This is a genomic window from Plantactinospora sp. CA-290183, from assembly GCF_050936375.1.
GTDB lineage: Bacteria > Actinomycetota > Actinomycetes > Mycobacteriales > Micromonosporaceae > Plantactinospora.
The window spans coordinates 151,920-173,251 of the sequence record NZ_JBNJMX010000005.1; the positions used below are offsets into that span (position 1 = coordinate 151,920).

At 66.1% G+C, this 21,332-nt stretch carries 17 protein-coding genes; 12 read left to right on the forward strand and 5 right to left on the reverse strand.

The genetic code is table 11. The features are described from left to right. Positions 1–88: 88 nt before the first annotated feature. The 4 genes from ACQEUR_RS12860 (at position 89) to ACQEUR_RS12875 (ending at position 4,371) form a co-directional block, all read left to right on the forward strand. Entirely contained in the window at positions 89–352 is a 264-nt protein-coding gene (locus ACQEUR_RS12860; protein ID WP_433029810.1) for a hypothetical protein, read from the forward strand. A gap of 372 nt (positions 353–724) precedes the next feature. Beyond that, a complete protein-coding gene (locus ACQEUR_RS12865; RefSeq protein WP_433029812.1) occupies positions 725–1,744 on the forward strand; it encodes a helix-turn-helix domain-containing protein in 1,020 nt (339 codons plus the stop codon). 42 nt (positions 1,745–1,786) lie between these two features. Continuing rightward, positions 1,787–2,203, forward strand: a complete 417-nt coding sequence (locus ACQEUR_RS12870; RefSeq protein WP_433029814.1) for a hypothetical protein — start codon at positions 1,787–1,789, stop codon at positions 2,201–2,203. Continuing rightward, positions 2,200–4,371 (forward strand): NB-ARC domain-containing protein, encoded by a 2,172-nt coding sequence (locus tag ACQEUR_RS12875; protein ID WP_433029816.1) that lies wholly within the window; start codon positions 2,200–2,202, stop codon positions 4,369–4,371. The genes ACQEUR_RS12870 and ACQEUR_RS12875 overlap by 4 nt, the downstream gene beginning before the upstream one ends. 970 nt (positions 4,372–5,341) lie before the next feature. Here ACQEUR_RS12875 and ACQEUR_RS12880 read toward each other — a convergent pair. Then, on the reverse strand, positions 5,342–5,653 hold the full coding sequence (locus tag ACQEUR_RS12880; protein WP_433029818.1) for a helix-turn-helix domain-containing protein: 312 nt from the start codon (positions 5,651–5,653) through the stop codon (positions 5,342–5,344). Between the two features lie 646 nt (positions 5,654–6,299). Between ACQEUR_RS12880 and ACQEUR_RS12885 the strand changes: the two genes are divergently transcribed. From ACQEUR_RS12885 to ACQEUR_RS12905, 5 genes are all read left to right on the forward strand, one after another. Further along, on the forward strand, positions 6,300–6,794 hold the full coding sequence (locus ACQEUR_RS12885; protein ID WP_433029820.1) for a hypothetical protein: 495 nt from the start codon (positions 6,300–6,302) through the stop codon (positions 6,792–6,794). A 1,016-nt stretch (positions 6,795–7,810) separates the two neighbouring features. After that, positions 7,811–8,263, forward strand: a complete 453-nt coding sequence (locus tag ACQEUR_RS12890; RefSeq protein WP_433029822.1) for a helix-turn-helix domain-containing protein — start codon at positions 7,811–7,813, stop codon at positions 8,261–8,263. After that, positions 8,260–8,793, forward strand: coding sequence for a hypothetical protein (locus ACQEUR_RS12895; RefSeq protein WP_433029824.1), 534 nt, complete (start codon positions 8,260–8,262; stop codon positions 8,791–8,793). The genes ACQEUR_RS12890 and ACQEUR_RS12895 overlap by 4 nt, the downstream gene beginning before the upstream one ends. Beyond that, positions 8,790–9,911: an MAB_1171c family putative transporter gene (locus ACQEUR_RS12900; protein ID WP_433029826.1), complete on the forward strand. Its 1,122-nt coding sequence runs from the start codon at positions 8,790–8,792 to the stop codon at positions 9,909–9,911. The genes ACQEUR_RS12895 and ACQEUR_RS12900 overlap by 4 nt, the downstream gene beginning before the upstream one ends. A 30-nt stretch (positions 9,912–9,941) precedes the next feature. After that, the gene (locus ACQEUR_RS12905) at positions 9,942–10,238 is read left to right on the forward strand and encodes a hypothetical protein (RefSeq protein WP_433029828.1); all 297 of its coding nucleotides are present in this window, start codon (positions 9,942–9,944) and stop codon (positions 10,236–10,238) included. A gap of 536 nt (positions 10,239–10,774) precedes the next feature. Here the strand turns inward: ACQEUR_RS12905 and ACQEUR_RS12910 are convergent. Further along, a complete protein-coding gene (locus ACQEUR_RS12910) occupies positions 10,775–11,146 on the reverse strand; it encodes a hypothetical protein (RefSeq protein WP_433029830.1) in 372 nt (123 codons plus the stop codon). 110 nt (positions 11,147–11,256) lie between these two features. Next, positions 11,257–12,504 carry a cytochrome P450 gene (locus tag ACQEUR_RS12915; RefSeq protein WP_433029832.1) on the reverse strand — a complete coding sequence of 416 codons (1,248 nt, stop codon included), beginning with the start codon at positions 12,502–12,504 and terminating at the stop codon, positions 11,257–11,259. Between the two features lie 444 nt (positions 12,505–12,948). Between ACQEUR_RS12915 and ACQEUR_RS12920 the strand changes: the two genes are divergently transcribed. The 3 genes from ACQEUR_RS12920 (at position 12,949) to ACQEUR_RS12930 (ending at position 17,077) form a co-directional block, all read left to right on the forward strand. Beyond that, positions 12,949–13,944 carry a MinD/ParA family ATP-binding protein gene (locus ACQEUR_RS12920; protein ID WP_433029834.1) on the forward strand — a complete coding sequence of 332 codons (996 nt, stop codon included), beginning with the start codon at positions 12,949–12,951 and terminating at the stop codon, positions 13,942–13,944. Positions 13,945–14,491: 547 nt separating this feature from the next. Beyond that, complete coding sequence (locus ACQEUR_RS12925) at positions 14,492–15,214, forward strand: hypothetical protein (RefSeq protein ID WP_433029836.1); 723 nt, start codon at positions 14,492–14,494, stop codon at positions 15,212–15,214. A gap of 1,353 nt (positions 15,215–16,567) precedes the next feature. Then, positions 16,568–17,077 carry a prepilin peptidase gene (locus ACQEUR_RS12930; protein WP_433029838.1) on the forward strand — a complete coding sequence of 170 codons (510 nt, stop codon included), beginning with the start codon at positions 16,568–16,570 and terminating at the stop codon, positions 17,075–17,077. Between the two features lie 187 nt (positions 17,078–17,264). On the opposite strand, the gene ACQEUR_RS12935 is transcribed toward ACQEUR_RS12930, so the two are convergent. After that, positions 17,265–17,507, reverse strand: coding sequence for a hypothetical protein (locus ACQEUR_RS12935; RefSeq protein ID WP_433029840.1), 243 nt, complete (start codon positions 17,505–17,507; stop codon positions 17,265–17,267). A 554-nt stretch (positions 17,508–18,061) separates the two neighbouring features. Continuing rightward, complete coding sequence (locus tag ACQEUR_RS12940; RefSeq protein WP_433029842.1) at positions 18,062–21,331, reverse strand: peptidoglycan-binding protein; 3,270 nt, start codon at positions 21,329–21,331, stop codon at positions 18,062–18,064. Position 21,332: the final 1 nt, after the last annotated feature.

The window sequence follows — 21,332 nt, forward strand, 5'->3', positions numbered from 1 at the left end:
TGTCCCACCGACCCGACGCGGCAGGCCCTCGTACGGACGCTGGGCCGCCGAGGGATGCTTCGCCATAACCACTGTCGCCCTGTGGTTCGTGAGTCCACTCCTCGGCTGGATGTTCGCCTCCGCCAGCGCGGGCTGCAACGACGACGCCGAGACACTCATCTGCACCGTCGAGGGACAGCAGTTCGTGTACCAGTTGCCGCAATGGGCCGCGACGGTCGCGCTCGCGGTGACGCTCCTACTTCGCATATCGCTGCGGCGCCTGGACGACTGCTGGTGGCTCGGCTACCCCATTGGCTACATCCTCAGTGTCGCCGGATTCCTCGCCAGTTACAGCATCGCAAGCCAAGCGTGATGACAACGCAGCCTGAGGAATAGGGTCAGCGGTGATGGACGAAGCGATGCTCACCGCGATCGCCGCCGCAGTGGCTGGCGGGCGACAGCCCAGTTGACCGAGGCGGGCAGTAGGGCGTTACGCACGTTGACGGGTTTGCTGCGCGCTCTCCTCGGGCGGAGCGCATCGGCCGGCCGGATCTCGTCTTAACTCGCCACGTCAGCTCACGGCACGACACGGCTCGGCAGGGCACGGCTCGGCTACTCAGGGAAGCCCGGGACGCGGCGCGAAACGCGCATCGCGTCCGGGCACACGGAGGACGGCAGAGCATGACCGCCACTGCCGCCAGGGGCCGCCCCGACACTGCACGTATTACCTTTGGGAAGTTGCGAGATGCCCAACAATCCACCACCCGAGTCGCGCTTGTCGTTGTTAGGCCGCTACGAGCCGCCCAGCCCTACCTTGGCCCGGCGCTTTCTAGGCCGGTGCCTGGAGGAACTCAGGCTGCAACGGGGCTTGCGCCGCGCCGCTGCGGCTCGGACTGTCAACTGGTCGGGCAAGTGGTTAGGCAGCCACGAGGCCGGCGTCGCGAGGATCACCCCGGAGACCATTGCCGCCCTGTGTCGCCGATACAGAGCAGACGAAGCGCAGACCACCGAACTCCGCGAGCTTGCGAAGAGAGCAGCGAACGTTCAGGACTGGTGGAATGAATACCCATCCTCTGTGTTAACCCGGGAATACTGTACGTATCTCGGACTCGAAGACGCAGCACTACAGCAACGTCGCTACGCACCCAATCTGATTCCGGAGCCGTTGCGGACGAGAGACTATCACCGCGCCACCCTCAGCGGTATCGCCACTCAACCGCATATCCAACTTGGGCTGCAGCAGGCGCAGCAACGGCATACACAAATCCTGGTGAGGAACAACCCGCCCTCGTTGAACCTGGTGATTGGGGAACGCGCACTGTATCGGCAGGTCGGCACACCCGACGCGATGGCGCGACAGTTGCGCCATCTGCTCAGCATCGCAGCTCTACCTCACGTACAACTTCAAATCCTTCCCGAAGACGTCAACGACGGTGAAGCACCCCCGTACGCCCTACTAGAGCTGCCAGAACCTGAACCGCCGGCGCTTCATTGGCAAAGACGCGAGGGCAGATGGTTCCTATCCAGCAAACCAGCGCATATCGACCAGTTCACAAAAACCTTCGAACGGATTCAGCATGTCGCGCTTACAACACAGGAATCGCTCGATGCCATCAGCTGCGCGGCGCGGAAGTGGCACCCAGTCGCCACCTCACACACCCCCAAGGCCCAATTCCCGCCCAACATTTCGAGGATGGTCGACCTTGCCAGCGACCGCCGATCTGCTCGTCGCACCTCTCGGCGTGGCTCTGACCCTCTGTGGTAGTCCCGAGAACCCGCCGCTGTGTACCGCACTCGCGAGGCCGTGATGGACGAGACGGTTCTTACGGCGATAGCGGCAGCGGTGGCCGGCGGTGCGGCGACGCATCTGACCGAGACTGGCAGCAGTGCCCTGCGCACACTGGTGGATTTGATCCGGAACAGGCTTGGCCTGGACGCGTCCTCGCGCGCCGTCCTGGACGCCGCCCGGGACACACCATCCCAGGAAAACGACACGGCGCTGGTCAGCGCGGTACGGGCGGCGGTCGCCGGCGACGAGCAGTTTGCGAGGGAGGCAGAGCGGCTGTGGCAACAGGTCCAAGGGCAACCCTCCTCGGCCCACGGTGGAGTGGTCAACACCGTGGCGGGGCATGCCTGGGTGGCCGGGCCGGTGGTGCAAGCCCGTGACATCACCGGCGGCATCCGCTTCGGCCCGCCCCCTCCCGATGTGCGGGACGCCTGGTGAGCGGCAGGTCCACATCCCGGTCGGCCGACGGGCCGGGGGTGCGGAACGTGGCGGCCGGCACGGTCGGCGGCACGCTCGTGCAGGCCGGTGCTGTGCACGGCGGCATCCACCTTCACCACGACGGCGCGGCCCTGTTCACCGTGCTGCCGCGACAGTTACCCCCGCGACCGCACCTCTGGGTCGACCGCGGGCGTGAACTGGCCGACCTGGACCAGGCCTTGGACGAGATCGATCAGCGATCGGTGCTGGTGTTGCTGACCGGGCTCGGCGGGATTGGTAAGACCGCGCTGGCGGTGCGGTGGGCTCACCGCACCGCCAGCGCGTTCCCCGACGGTCAGCTATACCTGAACCTCGACGCGGGCAGCGCCGGCCCGGCGCCGGCAGCCGAGGCGCTCGGTCAACTGCTGCGCGCCATGGGCGTGCCGGCCGAGCGGATACCGGCCAACCCCGCCGAGCAGACCGCCCTGTGGCGCTCGGTGGCCGCCGGCCGTCGCCTACTGATCCTGGTGGACAACGCCGTCGCCTCGGAGCAGGTGCGTCCTCTGCTGCCCGGCACACCCGGCTGCGTGTTCCTGGTGACAGCGCGGACGCTGATCAGCGGGCTGCTCATCGACGGCGCCCGGATCATCACCGTGCGGCCCCTGGACCCGTCATCCGCACACACGCTGCTGCGGCAGGCGATACCTGACCGCCGCTCGGACCATGATCTGGCCGCTGCCGCCGACCTGGCGCGGCTGTGCGCGGGGATGCCGCTTGCGCTGACGGTCGTCGCCGCCCACCTGCTGTGCCACCCGCACCGCCCCGTCGCCGGCCTCGTCAGTGACCTCACCGCCGAGCAGCAGAGGCTCGCCCGGCTACAGATCGGAGATCTGTCCGTGACCGCAGCACTGGACGTGGCCTACCAGGCCCTGCCGTCCACGGCGGCCCGCGCCTACCGCTTGGTCGTCGGCGTCCACCCCGGATCCCGATTCGGCGGCCCCGTCGCGACCGCCGTCCTCAACGCACGGCGCGAGGAGACAGCCAACATGTTGGACGAGCTGGTCCGGGCGCACCTGCTCACCCAGACCGGGGCGGACAGCTACCAATACGACGACCTGCCCGGTGTCCACGCCCGCCAACTCGCCGCGGATGACCCGGAGCGCGCGCCGGCCCGCCGCCGCATGCTCACCTGGTACTTGGCCGCCACCCGCACCGCCGACGAAATCCTCACCCCGTACCGGCACCGCACCCCGATCACCGACGTCGACCTGCCACCAGACCCTGCCGGATTCAACGGCGACCGTGACCGGACGTTGGACTGGTTGGAACATGAGCGCCCCAACCTGGTCGCCGCCTGCCAGACCTGCTCCGCCGACCTGCCCGACCTGGTGTACCTGATTGCGGACGCGATGTGGCCGCTCTTCCATCTTCGCCGCCACCACACCGATCGCGCCGTCGTCGACCAGATCGCCGTCGACTGCGCCCGCCGACTGGCCAACCCCGCCTTCGAGGCGGCGATGCTACGTCGCCAGGGCTACGCCCACTACGACACCGGCCACCTCGATGAGGCCAGCCGGGTCTTCGACCGCAGCCTGCAACTCGCCGAGGCCCTTCCCGACCTCAGTCACGTCGTCCTCGGCTCGGTCGCCGGCCTCGGCCTGGTCGCCCTGGCTCACCGCCGCCTCACCGAGGCAGCGGCGCACTTCGGCCGGGAACTCGATCTCGCCACTGCGGCCGGCAAGCTCCGTGCCATCGGGCTGGCCCACTGGCACCTTGGCCAGACCTACCGCCACGCCGGCCACCCTGAGCGCGCGGTCGACCACCTCACCCGAGCGACTCAGGTCCTCGCCGACCTTGGCGACACCGACCGGTACAACATGGCCTTGGTCCGGATTGAACTCGGCCGGGCCCTCGCCGACAGCGGTAAACCCGAGCAGGGCGCCACCACCCTCCACCAGGCTCTGACCGAGATGACCCGACTGGGCTCACCGCGCGGACGAGCGCAAGCCCTGCACGCATTCGGCGACCTAGCCACCCACACCAGCCACCACGCCGAGGCCATCGACCACCTCACCCAGGCCCACCAGATCTACACCGCACTCGGCGACGCGGAGGCAGCCGAGGTCGAGGACCAACTCCGCAGCCTTCGTCAGCTACCAGCGATGGAGCATCACCGCGAACAGGCGTAACCCCTTAGTTCGCTGCCTCGGCGCCGTGCTACGGGGCGACGACACTTCGCCGTCGTCACCGCCCTAGCGGCCTATGTGGTGGCCCTCAGCATCCGGTCGATACTGCGCGGCAATCACGTCCTGGAATGGGGACCGTCGCTGTTCGTAGCCGCCGTGACCGTGTGGATCGCCGCGCACAGGTTGCCACGGCGTCGGCGCTCTCGGCGATCACAAGATGGTCCAGAGACGAAGGGAGCCTGCGCAGGCTAGCCGACCCTCGCCTAGAATACGAACAGAGTTATGTTCGCCGCGCCGCCACTGCAAAACATTAGGGACACATATGGATCTAATGACCCATGAGGTAATTTCGCCACGCGATAACCTCGCTCTACCAACTGTCGTCATTGACGGACTTGTCGACCTCGGCGTGGCCTGCAACCACGTCGTCGACGCCATCCGAACTGCAAATCTCATCGAGAACAGGGCCCAGAGCCTGATCTATTCGGCAGAGTCGGACCGTCGTAGCGCGGGTCACACGCGGGAAGTTGCCCACGAATTGGCACTGTCCGCGTTGGACTATACAGAACATTTGATCTTTATTTACGCCCGACGGGCAGCCACGTACGCGACGTCTGCGGTGCGAGTTGCTGGAGCCATAGCAGCCAGCAGGCCGGCCCCGGACCCCATGGACACACCCATCGAACCCTCGCAAGTCATCAAGCAACCGCACGTCTATGTGCCGCTAGTGCGCCTAGGACAGGACCACGAAGAGCTAGCATCCGCCCGCGAGGCGGTCATGGGCGCGCTATCGCGCGTGACAGGTGATGCTGCCGCATTCTATGAGGGCGAGAGCATGTGGCGTCGCCCGGCAGGAGCCGTAGAGATTGACGCCGCCCTGCCTAGCGCTCTCCATGCTTACGCCGCAGCACTCGCTTTTGCCCTCAACAGCCATTTCGGGTCAGCATAGCGGCGGCCACCGCCGCGCTAGCTGCTACTCCACCCTCACGGGAGGCCATGGGATGTCTTCATCGATCGGCATCATAAGGTGCTCCAGAGGAATTCCCAACGCCTCACATAAGAGTCGCCTGTTCACCTCGTCTGGCTTTCGATGACCATTCTCCCACCTGGAAATCATGGATCGAAGGCATCCAAGGCTGGGAGAATCCAGCCCGTACGCGTTGGCGACGCGCGCCATCTCGTGCGCGAGCCGATACTGAGTCCACCCACGCCCACGCTGCATCCGGGCTCGCCGAATTACTGCGCCCGGCGTCATGGATCTGCCCCCTGTCGAGAATGAAGTCATGAACACACCCCCGGTCTAGCCGCCCCTCAGAAGAAGACCAATAGGTTCCCGGACCGTCCTGGAAGCGCACCCCCAGTGCCGTCAGCGGGCGATGACGTGATTGCAACGGTCGGGATCGCCGAGGAACTCGCCTCGCGGTCGACCGATTCTCTGCCAACGGGAGATCGCCGCGCTGGCACGCCTGGCCGCCAGCGGTCGGCGAACTTGGAGCGTCCCCAAGGCGCTGGCGCTCTGAGGAATGAATGACGGCTACCGGACTCGCGTGTCCAATCGGAGCAGTAGTACACCATTGGTCCGAGGTTCAGACTGACCAGGTTGGCTAGGGTGTCGCGTCGCCTTCCTTCGTCGGCGCACCAGGGACTCGACGTGGTTGGCCATGCCGCCCGCGTCCTAGCCACATTTCTCTCCCGACAGAGACAAAGGATCTTCAGCAAGATAGGCCGGCCGCACGCCCCCCGCGCGCCGGCAGATGAGCGCCCACCAGTGCGCCGACTCTGTCGGCCCCGCACAGGGTTGGCACCTCGCTTACGTGAATCTACGTGAATCACTCTCACTTCGAGTGAAGCAAGATCACGCTGTGTTGTCAACTATTGTTCGGACCGTAGTTGCGATGGAACAATAGTTCAGAGCGAGAGGGAGGGCCGCCGTGGCGACCACCGGGCAGGAAACCTTTGCCGACAGACTGAACCGGCTCTTCGCGAGCGTGGTGCCCGCAGGGCGGGGTCCCTACACGGAGGCTGAGGTAGCGGCTGCGCTTGCCTCCGCTGATGATGCAAGGACGATTTCGAGCCGATACGTACACATGCTGCGAACGGGGCAACGCGACAACCCGTCCATGAAGGTCATGGACGGGCTTGCCCGCCACTTCGGTGTGCCGCCTGGGTACTTCTTCGATGACCAAACCGCACAGCAGGTCACCAGCGATCTTGAGCGGTTGGCGCAGATCAAGGAGCTGAACGAGGTTCAACAGGCACTCAAGGATCCGAAGGTTAACGAGATCGTCTGTGCTATCGGACGTCTCTCGCCTGCCTCCCTGGAGCTGGTCGCAGGCATTGTTGACCACCTGATCGCCGTCGAACGCTCCGCGACCGGTCCTCACAGCGCCTCATCTCCTCCCGGTGCAGGCAGCAGACGACCGTAGACCCTGCGTCGACCGGCCGCCCGCGGCCCGGTCTGCCTCGTCGGCGCTGGCGCGAGACCGGTCCAGGCGTCGGGTGCGCCGGAGTCCTTGGCGATCCGCTCCACGGAGCCCTTGCCGGGCTACAGGGGACGTCGATCGCTCCGCGGGCGTCGAGTACGTCCACCCTCGTTTAGGGCGAGGCGTGGAAGGCAGACTCGTTCGCGACGCGCGGAAGCCCACCCGCAAGCGTCTATGCCTGGCGCCGTCGGGCGTTGTCGCTATCGTCATCACCCCCCAAGCCCAAAACCCTGTCGACCATGGCCGGATCGAGAGTCGGAAACAGGACCCGGTGAGGCAGTACCGCGTCTTCTGACTGAAGCGGTTGGACGACTGATTCCTCGCGAGAAGCGACAGCGCGCACCGTAACCCACCGACCAGGGGGTGCAACAACCTGCCCGTCCTGGCGCCGCAGGCGGGTCCATTGCAGACTGAGCCCCCACAGGCGCTGCCGTGGGCAGCGTCGACGTGTCGGGTAGTTCATCGGCGGTCCTCCCCAGGACGGCCTGCCCGGCCAGCCAGACAGGCTGTCTATCAGATGCGCAAGATCCCCCGCGTCTCAACTGCCAGTTAAACCAGACCAGACCTTGCGCAACTCTACGCTCCGACGCCGCCCCCGGCACCCCCTTTCGCGGCAGTCTCCACCGACTGGGCGTTTCCGTCGTTTTGTCTGGATCCGACTACGTTGACTTAAGACTGAGGCCACCATTTGATCAAGTAACCCGGGAGCGATCCCTCCTTTACGCACCATCTGTGATCAATACGATTGCGGATGCGCCCGTCGTGGATCCCCGGCCACTACCCGGCTCTCGTAGCGATCTTGCCGTCGCCACGGACGCGATCACGATCCGTCGCTCCAACACTCTTGACCGTCACGGCGACGGTAGTTGATGCTGGGCGTACTGCAATCAACTGAGCCCGTCGTGGCGCCAATTGATCAACCCCGGCCGCGACGCGCCAAGAGCAGACCGAGGAGTGGTGTGGTCGCCAACGAGGGCCGCGACAACATCATCGCGCGCCGACTGGACCGCCTTTTCAGCACGGTTACTGACGTCGATGGCCGCCTCTACAGTCTGCAGGCCGTCTCGACCGCACTGCGCGAACGGTACGGCATCGACCGTAGCCCGCAATACATTCAGATGCTGCGCACCGGCATCCGAGACAACCCAACCATCAACGTGCTGCACGCACTTGCTGACTTCTTCGGGGTCCCGGTCAGCTACCTGCTTTCGGGCGACGACGAGGTACGAAGCATTGACGAGCAGCTCGAACTCCTCGTGCAGCTGCGACGGCATGGGGTCACCCGGATCGCAATGCGGGCCGCCGCCCTGTCCGAGGCGGGGCAGCGGTTCATTCTGCAGGCGATCAACACAGCGCGGCTGGCTGAGGGGCTCCCGACGCCTGACAACGATGCGGCAGAGGAGGAGTCGTGAGAAGCAAGGCCCACCTGCGGCGGCGATGCGAACGAATGATCGAGCGCATCCCACTCCCCCGGCCGTTCAACCTGGAAGCGCTTCGGCTCGCCCTGGCAGAACACCGCGGACGACCTCTGAACCTTCACGCCCTTCCTCAGCCGACCGCTCCGGGGCTCCCCAGTGGCATGTGGCTCGCTACCAACCGCGATGACCACATCTTCTACGACGGCCAAACCAGCGGGCTCCATAGGCTCGCCATCATATTGCATGAGATGAGTCATATCCTGTTCAACCACAATGACCGACTACTCCTAGACAATGCCGTCTTGCACGCCCCTACCAGCCCACTCGACTCGGACATCATCAAGCGGTTTTCCTCTCGAACGCGCTACTCCACACGCGAAGAGCAAGAGGCCGAGATGACGGCCACCCTCCTGCTGGAGGAAATTGGCAACCGCTCAACTCCATCGCACTCAAGCGACCTCTTGGCCAGTCTGGAGAGCGCATTTGGCTACCGAGGTCGAACTAAAGGAGTCCACGCATTATGACCTTCGTCAAGGAGGCCGGTTTCATCTGCCTGTGGGTGGCCACCCTGCTGCTGATCGCGCCCGCAGTACGTAATCGGCAGCGGCGAGTCCTGTGGGTGGTCATCGCCCTCGTTGCCGCAGAGATCACACTCTATCGTCCCGAAACCCAGGCCCCGCTCTACGACACGGTCAACGGACACGTGGTCTTCATCGGCGTTCATCTAGTCAGCGTGGTCGAGGCCGTCGGGGTGCTGTACCTGCTCACAGCGATGACCAAACGGCCACGCTACCGCCTGCTGGCCGTTGCATCAGGCGCCATGGTGGCCGCCACGATGATCGCCATATACGTCCGCGCGGACCCGGCCGCCCCGACGGTGGACGTCCCCCCGGAGGTGCCACTGGGCTACTGGCATCTCCTGTCGATCTTTCACACCCTCGCGCACCTGGCCGCCCTGCCACTGTGCGCGTATGCCGCCCGGCGGGCCCACGGCGCGATGCGAATCAGCCTGGTCGCACTGGGCGTAGGCATGCTGCTGCTATGTATCCCGTGGGCACTTAACCTCGGCTGGCTGCTAACCAATAACACGGCGTGGCTCGACCCCATCGCACCCATCGACGCCGTAACGGGCCTGTCCTTCGTAATCGCCGCAGCACCCCCGCTGCTGGTATCCCTACACCGCCGTTTGACCTACCGCACCGCCATGCGCCGGCTCGAACCGCTGTGGCATGACCTCGTCACCGCCGTACCCGACGTCGTGTTCAGCCCGGCGTCGACGGGTGTGGCCATGCCCGGACGAGCAAGATTCGGGCTCTACCGCCGCGTCGTCGAAATCCGGGACGCCCTACTGGTACTGCGCAGCTACGCCACCGAGCGAGCCCTGGAGGTGGCCCAACGGCACGTGCGGGCCAGCGGCCTGACCGGGTCGCAGGCACAGGCCGCGGTCATGGCCTGCTGGCTAACGGCGGCAACGGCCGCCAAGGACAGCGGAGAGCAGCCCCAGGCACAGGTCCACAACCTTGCCGGCCCAACCGGTGACGACCTCGACGACGAAGTTGGCCACCTGCTACAGGTGGCGGAACTACACGACTCACCTCTCGTACGGGACTACCTGCGCGAACTGCGACCCGTATCCCGATAACCCCGAGGTACCAGCAGCGAGAGGAAGCTCGTGGCCTTCATCCAGATCATCGATTACCGCACCAATCGCCCCGACGATGTCGACCAGGTGCTCACCGACTGGATCAACGCAACAGCGGGAATTCGCACAGCCCGCCGCACCCGAGTGTGCCGCGACCGCCACGATCCCACCCACTACATGGAAATCCTTGAGTTCGACTCCGCCGAGGACGCCGCCATCAACTCCAACCTGCCTCAAACGCAGGCCACACATCAAGCGTTCGTCCCTCTATGCACCGACGGCCCGCGGTTTTGGGACCTCGACGTCCTGCGGGACGAACAGCTGTAGCCCTCCGTTGAACCTTCTTGAATCACCTCTCGGTCGGTGCCATCCAGGGCGAAGTAGCGCAGCGGTGAACTGGCCTCGCTACGGTTCCGCCAAGAACTGTTGCGGTCACCGCGGCAAGCCAGGTTTCCCACCCGCGCCGAGACGGCGGTCCGAACAATAGGCAGCACCCCACCCAACGTACGGACGGGGCAACGCTCGAACGGCAGGGACAGCGGACGGGGCCTTCTACCCTCCTCGACGTCCAAGTACAACCGGTCAGCCTGCCACCGAGCCGGTACCCAAAAGCTGTGCGACCTTGTCGAACAGCGGCGCGAAGGCGTGTAACTTGGGCTACCGCACCGATGGGCTCGAAACCATCAGAGTTGACTGTGTTACCAGGCAACTGCCATGCGTTGGCGGACGCGTCTTCCTCTTCCTCGGGAAGACGCGTCCGCCAGGTTTTGTTGTTAAAGGATAGATGTCGAATCAGAAGTCAAGGACTCCGACTCCGCCGCCGCGCGGGTGCCGTCCACGTTGGCTCCCCGCGGATTCGGATGTCAGGCGTTGTCGATCCTGATCCGATCTTGGTAGCAGGCCATCGAGATCTGCGCCTTGTAGTTGCCGTAAAGGCCGCCGATCCGTCTGGTCATGTACCCCCCCGATGGTGTTCTCCCGCTGCCGATGGTCCGTCCGGTGCCGGTGTCCCACACGCGCCAGCGCGTGTCACGGCAGCCCCAGTAGGTGACGTCGATGTGGCGACTCGTGGGGTGGGCTGAGATGGCGCCGGTGGTGCAGCCACGGGTTCCCACGGTAAACAGCGGGGCGGTGCATTCGGCGCTGGCAGCCTGAGCTGGAGTGCCGGTAGCAATGAGAACGCCGCTGAGTGTGATGAGGAGCGCGGCTGCGCTGGCGAGGATCCTTCTGCGCATGTTGTTTCCCCCCTTACATGCGATTCCTGTTCCTTCTCGTGGTCTTCAGATGTGTGGGCCTGTATCGACCATCCCCCTCCGCAGTCGGTTGGTCCGTCCTTCGACGGGGATCAGGTGCGCTGGCTTGAGCGCGGTTGGGTGACAAGGAGCGTTCGGTGCGCCCGGAAGGCGAGATTGGGCTTGAACCGCGATTGGTGGCCGGAGGCGAGCCGCAGCTCGGGCATCGCCTCGGCGAGGCGCACCAGGGCGATCCGGGCCTCCAGGTGGGCCAGGGTCGCGCCGATGCAGAAATGTGGCCCGTACCCGAAGGAGAGGTGGCCCCGGCCCCCGGCACGCGTCGGGTCGAATCGGTCTGGATCGGCGAAGGCGGCCGGGTCCCGGTTGGCCGCCCCGATCAGCAGCAGGCACCGGGCGCCGGCCGGGATGGTGACCCCGCCGATCGTCAGCGGCCGGAGGGTGACCCGCAGCCAGCCGTCGATCGCCGGCGCGAACCGCAGCACCTCTTCCAGGAAGGCCGGCACCGCCTCGGGCCGGGCGGCGAGATCCGACCAGCGCCCCGGCACCGACAGCGCCTGGTCCAAGCCGTGCGCCAACAACCCGGCGGTGGTCTCGTGGCCGGCCACCAACAGGTTGAACGCCATGCTCGCGATCTCGGCCGGGGTCAGCACGGCGTCGTCGCCGCCGCGGTGGCGCAGCGCCCGGCTGACGAAGTCATCGCCGGCCGCGCCCTCGGTCATCCGCCGGGCGACCAGTCCCTGGCAGTAGCGCCAGAAGTCAAGCAGCCCCTGGGCTAGCCGTACCTGCTCGGCCGGCTCAGGCCGGCCCCAGATCAGCCCTATCTGGCCGTCGGCCCAGCTTCGGATGCGCGGGACGTCCCGTTCCGGCACGCCGAGAATGTCCACCACCACCAGCAGCGGAAGCAGCGCGGCGAACTCGCCGACCAGGTCGACGACCGCACCGCGCCGGGCGGCTATCCCGGCCACCAGTTCGTCCACCCGGCGACGCACGATCGGGCCGTACTGGTCGGCGACCCGGGGACCGGTGTTGGCGAAGGTGGCCCGCAGCGCCCGGCGGGTGCGAGTGTGCACCGGGGAGTCGGCCGCGGCCGTGGTCGGCGGAACGTCGAGGCGCATCACGACGGCCAGCGCCTCCGGGCACATCTGGTAGACCGGCGCCAGCGTGAGCGCGTTGCCGAACGTCGCCGCGTCTGCGAATGCCCGGCGAACGTGCTCGTGCCGGCTGATCAACCACAGCCCGAGATCGTCGGCGAAGTGCGCGTCCTGCGGAGCGTTCAACAGCTCGCGCCAGACGAGGGCCGGGTCGATGAGGTAGGTGCCGGTGAAAGGCCGCAACTGCATCATGCGCCTCCGTTCAATGTGTTTGTTGAGGGCGATTGGCGTCTGCCGCATAAGACGGCAACCGGTGGGCTGCATCGACTCGACTTGGGCCGCCTTCGTTCCAGGAACGTAGCGGGAAAGGCGAACTTCGTCATGTGCCGCCGTGTTACTCGCAATGGAGCTTCGGCGCTCCTACCAGGGCAAACGGTAAGCACGACGCGGCACAATGCGGCACATGCCGGCACACCTAGTCACCCGGCGTCATCTAGCCGCCGGCACACGGGGTAGGGCAGATTGCGAAGGGTGAAACCTGCGAGACGCACGATGGGGTCGAGAGTGACCTCTGTGAGGGGGGACCGTGCGTGCGGGAATCGCAGCCGTGTCGGGTGTCCGCTCCCGGCACCCGGCACGGCTCATACCTCGCCTGATGCGGCAGCGGCATGACGACTTCCGGAGGTGGCTGATATGGCCGAAAGCGCTGACGAGTCCGACGAATTCCGGCCGCCCCTTGAAGTGTGCGGTTCGGTCGGAAACGCCAGTCCGGGTGACCAGACAAGCCGCGACGATGAGGGGTTGCCGTTGCCACCGGTGCCACGACGCTTCCGATCCGATGGCGCCGATGTTCTGTGGTTGCGTTCAGCGTGGCTGAGCCCGCCATGCGCCGTGGTCGGCGTCGGGTCCGCCGACGGTGGCGTTGGTCGGTCGGCTATTACCGCTGCTGTCGGCGGGGTCTTGGCGCTCGCTTGTCCCGATCCTGTGATAGCCATCGACGCCACCGGTCGTACCTGGGGCGGACTCGGGATCCGGGTCTCGGCCGGAACGCCGCGCAGCGTTTGGGATGCGGTGGCCAACGCGGACTCCCTCATCGACAGAGGGTCTATTGAGGGGCACGTGCAGCAGGGGCCGACTGGTCTACACGCACTGGCGGCGGAGGATGCGGTGGCCGGGGGTGGGCGACGTGCCCCGATGCTGCATGAGACGTATGCCTTGGTTGAGCGGATCCGCCAGGTCTACTCGATCGCTCTCCTCGATCTCCCGCAAGTCGAAGTCCGAGGTATCTGGTCACCGTTGGCGGGTTGCACGATTCCCGTCCTCGTGTCTCGGGCGACGCGGGAAAGCGTTCAACACACACTCCGCCTGCTGACACAGCTCCGACAGGTCTCCAGCCCGTTAGCCGATCAGGTCATCCTCACCCTGGTCGCCGGCCGGCCACACAACCCGCGAGAGCTACGGCTCGCCCAGCAACAAGCCACCGATGCCGTGCATGGTGTCATCACCGTGCCCTGGGATCCCGTACTGGCAAGGCCCGAACCGATTGACGTACGGCACCTCGGCGCGGCAGCTCGCCGGGCAGTGGTCAATCTGGCGGCCGAAATCGTGACCAGATGTCCATCCGTTCGAGGGGTGGCGCGCACACAAAGAAGCGCCCAGGTGGCGAACACGTCGGCACTAGAGGCTTGAGCAGGTCGTGGGCCTTGCTGCCGCAGTCGCCAGCCGATGCCCATCCGCTCCCTCGATAAGGGCGATACCACAACCAGGGTCCCCGATCCGGGCCGCCCAGCTAAACCGGCCACTCAGATCCGGATCCCGCTACCGTCACCCGCCCATAAACTCTCCCCGCCTTAACACCGTGCCGGGATTTCCGTGGCAACATCTGGCACCTGATCCCGGATTGGAGCGACGTCAATGTCTAACCCTACCCCGGCTCGCGTGGGCCAGTCCCCCACCGAACGGCATCCCCACAACCAGTACGTTGCCACGCTTGCCCGCATTGAGGCCGCCGCCGTCACCCTTCGGGTCTCCATCAGGAGAGCACGGCGTAGCCAAGAAGACCGGGCAAACCTCGTCGGTCTCCACAACCTCGTTCGGGCTATGAGTATGGACCTCAACTGGGCGCTCGGCGGCTGGCAGCTGCCAAGTGAGGGGTCCACAGACCCGTCATCGGCCGGAGGCACCAACGGCGAGTGATCGCTTCCCCTGCACCGGAAAGTAGATGAAGGATACCACTATGATGCGTCCCATCCCGGCCAACGAAATGGATTCGGTCTCACACGATGGCCGTATGGCCCTACGGCCGCCGATCAAATCGCGGCGACGGATCCCCATGGCCATCCTCGCCGTTGTGGTCGCCATCGCTGGCACATCCGTGATCACTACGGCAGTCATCTACTGGCCGAACGGATCCCCGACGGAACACTCGCTGCCGCCATCCACCGAGGCGCCGCCGATCCCCGGACAGATCGGGATATCCGTGTCTCCGAAGCCGACAGGCGGCAGTTACGAACCCGTTAGCCGCCCCTGCACGGCAGTCGGGTGGGGGCCAATCGCAACGCACGTCGGTCGACCAGACAACGACCCGCAAGAAAAGCGCACGGCGTCGGGCGCGATCGTTACGATGACGTGCAGCACGGCGCTCGGCGAGGGCGACAGCCGTGGCGTGGCAATGGCCGAGATCACCCTGATCAAAGACGGTAGCGCCGAGGACATGTTCCAGTGGCTCCGCCGTACGGTGCCCGAGGACACCGTCGTTAGCCCGGTATCCGGCCTTGGCACCGCCGCATACGCGTACGTCGAGGAAGACCTTGGCCCGGTTCTCGTCACCTACGACGGCAACGCCTACATCAGGCTTGTTTGGGCACCGAGCCAGCAGCAGACGCTACCCATGTACGGGGACATCGCTCGCGCACTGATCGACGTCGCCCAACAGACACTGGATTACCTACTGGCCTAGGCGAATCCGATCACCGGGGGCTCAGAAGCTACGCATCCGCACGAACACCGGACACGCTATCTAGCAACGATTCGAAGCTTACGACCCGGAGCAGCAATGACCAAACGAGGGTCTTGAACAATGAATTGGATCCGTCAGTTAGGGGCCGCCGCAGCATGCGGACTGTTCACGGCCGGATTGGTAGCGTCATCCGTCTGGCCACATGTTTCGGGTAGCCGATGTGGCGCCCTCAGGGCCGATGCTGCGGAGGCGCACCAAACCGCATCCATCGATCACCGCGTGGTGCCCGCCGATCCGAACATGCATGGGGGCGCGCGGCCCCCGCTCGAAGGATGGTCGACTGCCTCGGCGCGCCCTATCCCCGAGCTTGCGCCAAGCAGCTCGAACACAACCGAGTTCGCCGAGAGGGAACCCCCACACGACCCGACACATTCGGACACTTGCGGTCCTGGGTTCGGGTGGAGACTTAAACCGGCCCTGTACGCGTTAGCCGCCTTCGCACTGCTGGTACTCGTGTTCGGCAGTGCGGTAGTCGCCTGCCTGACCGGGCGGGAGCTGATCAGCCGAGCCGTCTCGTCGAGCGGAGGCAGACAGCAGGAACACCTGTCCGACAAGCTCCACAATGACAGACCGATAGGACCAGCCGATGACCGGACACCACCAGTCTGAGCCCTACCCCTTTCCTCGCGTCGCAGCGCGTTCCACGCATGGAGTCGGTGTGAGATTCGACGATCTATTACAGATCCGGGAACTGCTGCAATATCAGCATGTAATCGGGGCGCTCGTATGCCTTGGTCATCGACCAATGCGCTACGGCGAGCTGGCCCGCGCGATCGGCGAGTGGACGGGCAACCGTGTCGGCGACGGCGAGATCACGCGGACCATCCACCGGCTGACGAAGAGCGGAAGCGCGTCGGATTCCGTTGTGGACGGGCACAGGGTCCTCGCGCTCACCGAGAGCGGACGACATCGATTGGAGGCACTTCAAGCATTGTGCCATGCGTTGTCGTTCCGGGGGCAGGGTGAGCACACAACACGTCGAGACGCCGCCCCTGACCGCCGGAACACTTCTACGACGCGAAGCGTAAGCGACCGTGGCCTGGGGTCGGGACGGGAATGAACCCTGCGGATGCTGCGCTCGCCGCTGGGTTGGGTGTGGCAGTCGGGCCGGTATTGCGACTGGAGGCTTTCCGAAGTTCCGTGCCCGTCGGACCCCCGAGACGGGCCGACTGCGCCCGCTGTTCCCGGCCGCTTTTCCGCCGCAGGTCGCTGTTGCCGGATTACCTAGCGCTACCGGCTGGGAGATGCCGTTGGTGTGGGCTGGAGCTTGGGCCTCCGGGAGGTTCGGTCGAGTTGGTCGCCGCGATCTCGCTCAGCACACTCACGCTCAGGATCGATGACGTGCTGCCGCTACTCGCGTACTGGTGGATGGCTGCGGTCGGCATTGTCCTCGGGGTCGTCGATCTCGCGGTTCATCGTCTGCCGGACCGGTTGACCGCGCTGCTGGCCGTCGGCGCGGGAGCTGCCCTTACGGCACAGACGGTCATCACCCACGACGCCGGCCGGTTGACGGAGGCGTTGGCCTCTGGTTTCGGGGCGGCCTTCCTCTACCTGTCTGCGGCCCTACTAACGGCAGGCGGGATCGGTATCGGCGATGCGAAGCTGGCTTTCAGCCTGGGTCTCACCGTCGGCTGGACCGGGTGGCCTGCTGTGCTGTTCGCGACCGCGCTCGCCCTGATGCTCACCGGGATCACCGCTGTTGCGCTGCTAGCGCTCAAGCGCGCGTACTGTAGGGACGCTATCCCGCACGGACCGTTCATGGTGTTCGCGGCGGCGGCCACGATTGGGTTGGCGGCGACATAGCGCACTGCGTGTCAGCGTGTCGCTGTGAGGACCGGGGCTCGATGTGACCAACGCCTGGCGACGAATACGCGGCCTCTGACCCCGAACGGGGTCCCGCTGTTGCCCGAAGGCTCAACCTGTGCGCGGCATCGCTACGCCGATGCGTTCGCTCCTGCACCGAACCGACAACCCGATTTTGGCGGCGACTTTACGCCTCGGTAATCTCCGCCGCCGCCATCTCAGCAGACACCGCCGGCGCTAGAGTTGATCGCATTTCTGCAGAGATGCCGTTGAGTGCAGCGCCGATACCACGAAGCACACCACCACTGGCACTTTGAGGCGGAAGCCAAGCGGCCGCCTCGGAGAGCAGGTGACGTGCCACATCAGATAGCGCGTCAGCGGCGGCGCGCAGGCCCTCGCCTACATCGCCGGCGTCGGTGGCTTCAACCATTCGATCGATAGGATCACAAGGCGATGCCTCACACGGAACCGGCGCGCCCCGCTCCGATACCAACCGCGCTCCCAATTCAAGCGCTGACACAGCCTGCTTCAGTTCTGATATCCGGAGGGTCGGAGGCGAAGTCGCCTGGACAATAACGACGTGGGGATGGCTCTCGAAGGAAAGGCCGACGGCTCCCCTCACGACAGGATCCAACGACACCGGAGTGTCGGAATCTACGCCAGCGAGAACCCTCACGAGATCACCGACGGTCCGGACCGCCGCAGCGTCATATCCCACCGCGTCGCCCGGACCCGGGTGATTGACCGGCACTGAGTCTCTTGTAGATGACGCCGACACTGCCACCTGCCGCCTCCTCTCCAAATAGAGAAGCCTGGCTTATCGACCAGGCTGTCCGGGCGGCAGCAAGCGCCCGCGGTTCGAGGGTATCCCTTGGCGGGGTCACTGGGAACCGTGTTGGTGCGACCTGGAGATTGCCTGAGGGTCTTCACCGGGGGCGCCGGCATCCCGACCAGGCGAACGGCAGGAGCCGGACCAGGAACTCGCTAGCCGACCCGGAGGAGGTCTCCGACCAGTTCATGGATGGCCCCATAGGTGTCCGGTGAGAGGTCCTCCGGGACTTCAGCTTCGCGGGTACGTACGAGGTCGTCGAGGAGCGCGCGGAGTTCGGCGGAGCGGCCGTCAGCGCGCGCCACCCGCATGGCGTCTACCCAGGGATGGTCATCGAGACGGGCGGGATCCGCGAGCCAGGCACGATCGACGGCCCACCGTGCGCCGCTGGTGTCTCCTGCGGCGAGGTAGAGGTCCACGAGTTGGTGCGCGGTATCGACCACGGCGGAGGCGAGGTTGTGCGGTTGGACGTCGCTTCCAGGGAGCCAGGTGTACGGGTTGCGGTAGCCGGACGAGTAAGGCAACTCGGCACCAGCTAAGGGCTCGCCTCGGACGAGTTCGAGTGCGCGACGCAGGTCGACTGTGCCTGCTACTCCCCTGGCTTCACCGCGGGCACGGAGACGGCGGAACAATTGCCAGTCAAGGAGCACGCCGGGTGTGAGGCGGTAGAGCCGGTCTGCCCCGGCGTTGGGAGGCAGCCAGTGGATGCCCTCGGCGCTTTCCCCGAGCCAGCGGCGTGCCTTGCTGATGGCGACGCGACGACTTCGTGCGTTGACGCCTCGGTCTGGCCAGAGCGCTTCGTCGATTTGCTCGCCGGTAGCCCCGGCTCGGCCCCGCTGCATGAGGTAGACGACCAGTTCGCCGTAGAAGCGGATGCGCTCGTCGGGCATCTCTCCAGGCGCGTGGACTTCGACTGGGCCGAGGATGGCGATACGCGGCCGATGCGGATCCGGTCGATACCAGGCGTCGAGATCCTCATCGAGGGTTGGGTCATGGGGTTCGCGGGGACGGCTTGAGGCTGCGGGTGCGGTGCGGGCGGTCGCTCCGTTGGCGATCGGCGTGAGGGCTGCGATGTCGACTGGTTGCACCACGGTCGTGCCTGGTTGAGTGGGCGCCGGGGTGCTGCGGGGTTCGGGCACGGCCGGTCGCCTTTCTTGCGCGTGTTGGTCCGTAGCTCGGTGCGCGTTGGCCCGGTCGTCGTGTACGGCGTGGTCGGTGTCTTCTGGGTTCCCGCCCTGGGCGTGATCTGGGGTGCTGTCGGCGTTGAGCAGGTGCCCGTGTGCGTCGGCGCCATCGGCCCAGGAGTCTGCATCGGTCGCGACGGGCACCGGCTCGTCGCCGGGTTGCTCCTCGGTTGGTGCGGCGGCACGGGCAGCGCGCATGACGGGCGCCAGGCGGGCGAGTTGCTCGCGGGGCAGCCGGGTCGCGGCGGTGTTGCTGATGTTGAGCCAGTCGACAGCCAGACCGCCGTCTTCGTTGACATCGACGTGCCAGGTCGTCGCGGTTCCAGTGACGGCGACGACAGCGACTGCGCATCGGCCAGCCAGGCGGAGTTCGTCCGCGAGGGCGGTCAGATGTTCTTCGGCGTCGGTGGCGTCGGCGATGAGGAGGACGTGTGGCATCCAGGCGTCGGCAACAACGTCTCTGACCCGCCCAGCGAAGGTGGACGTGATGCCGGTGTCGGTCATGGCCTTGGCATTGGCTGCGGCGCGGCGTCGGGCGCGCTCGATCGCGTTGGTTGTTGAGATTGCCGCGGTGACACGGTTGCCGCCGATAGTGATGAGGTTGTCGGCGTCGACGGGGTCGAAGCCCGCGAGCACCACTTCGGCGTCATCGCTCCATTGGTTGGTAGCCACTTCGGCTGCGATGTAGCGGATCAGGTCAGCGGTCCGTGTGGCATCGCCCCTGACGGTGAGCAGGCCCGTGCGTTCGAGATCGATGAGTAGGTGGTCACCGCCGGGTCGGGACGCCACGGTGGCTAGGACCGGCAGCGGTGCCAGGGTGTCGTCGACGTCGGGGAGGGTGGCGTGGGCAGGCAGCATCCAGTCCATCGCGGTGCTGTCGGCCTGGAAGGGCGGAGGCGCGCCGGCATTGGCCTGGGCGAGCATGAGGTGAACCTCGCCGGCGGAGAGCCAGGCAGCGGCGAGGTCGGGCACGTCATCGGGATCGTGATCACGTAGGCCGGCGGCCAACGCGCGGAGGGCGTGGTCGAGCCGGTTGACGTCGACCGGTTGCGCGGCGGCACGGACTCGCCGTTCGATGCTCGGGTTTGGCGTGGGGATTCGGCGACCGGGCCGGCGGTGCTGGCGTTGGCGGCGTCGGCGTTGCGCGAGGCGCAACAGTAGGAGCGCGGCGAGGAGGCCGGCGGTCGCGAGTGCTGCGGTGATGGGCAGTGCGGCGTCGAGGTCACCATCGTCCGGTTTGACAACCGGTTCGTGGTCCTCGCCTCCTGGGGTGTGCGCTGGGGCAGGTGTTGACGATTCGACGGGCGTCGGTGAGGACGGGGCGGATGCCTCGGTTGTCGGTGAGGTGGTGGCTCCTGTCGACGGAGCCGGCGTCGCCGTTGCTGGCGTCGGCTCCACAGGTGTGACCTGTGCGGGTGCGTGCTGCGGGGTGGCGCGAGTGCTGTCTTGGGTCGTTGGCGGTTTGGTAGGCGTGCGGAGCTTGCCGGTGGCGTGGTGTCGGGCGCCGCGGTCGTCGGCGTCGGCGGGAAGGTTCAGCACCTGCCCGGCGACTATGTGGTCCGGAAACCGAGGATCCGCCTCTTCAAGCGCTGGGTTGAGCTTGGCGATGTCGACGTAGCGGTCTCCGTCGCTAAGAAATCGCTCGGCGATGTGGTAGAGCCAGTCGCCGCGTGCGACTTCGTAGACCGGCGCCTTCGTCGCTGCGGTCTTCTCACTGCTGAGAGTGAGCGGCAGTGTTGTGTTGAGGGACGCAAGGTGAGTGGTAGGCGCCGGTGTGGAGGCGTGCACGGCGGCTATGCCTGAGGGCGCGGCCGGCATCGTGACCGCGTTAGCACTGGCTACGGCCGGCGCTGCCCCGACGGACAGGGCTGCGGCGACGAGCGCGGCTGCGCGGCGTTGCTGCCACGCGAGGCCAAGGATCCGGGGAGGCCGCCACCGGAAGACGTGGCAGGTGATCTCCACGAGGAGCGGTAGTGCGAAAGATGCCCAGCCGATCCAGCCTACCCAGGTAACGGCGGCCATGAACAAGCTGCCGTCGTCGCGGGCGGTGAGCAGCTCGCCGAGTTGGGACCATGTGGGTAGCTGCTGGTCCGGCAGCGGATTTCCGGCCAGGGTGTAGAGGGCGTAGGGGATTCCCCCGAGGGTGGTCAAAATGCTCAGCTGAGCGGCGAGGCGGGTGGCGAAACCGACGACGCGCGAGCTGCGCGCGAGCGGACTGTTCTTAGGTGCCGGATTAGCCATG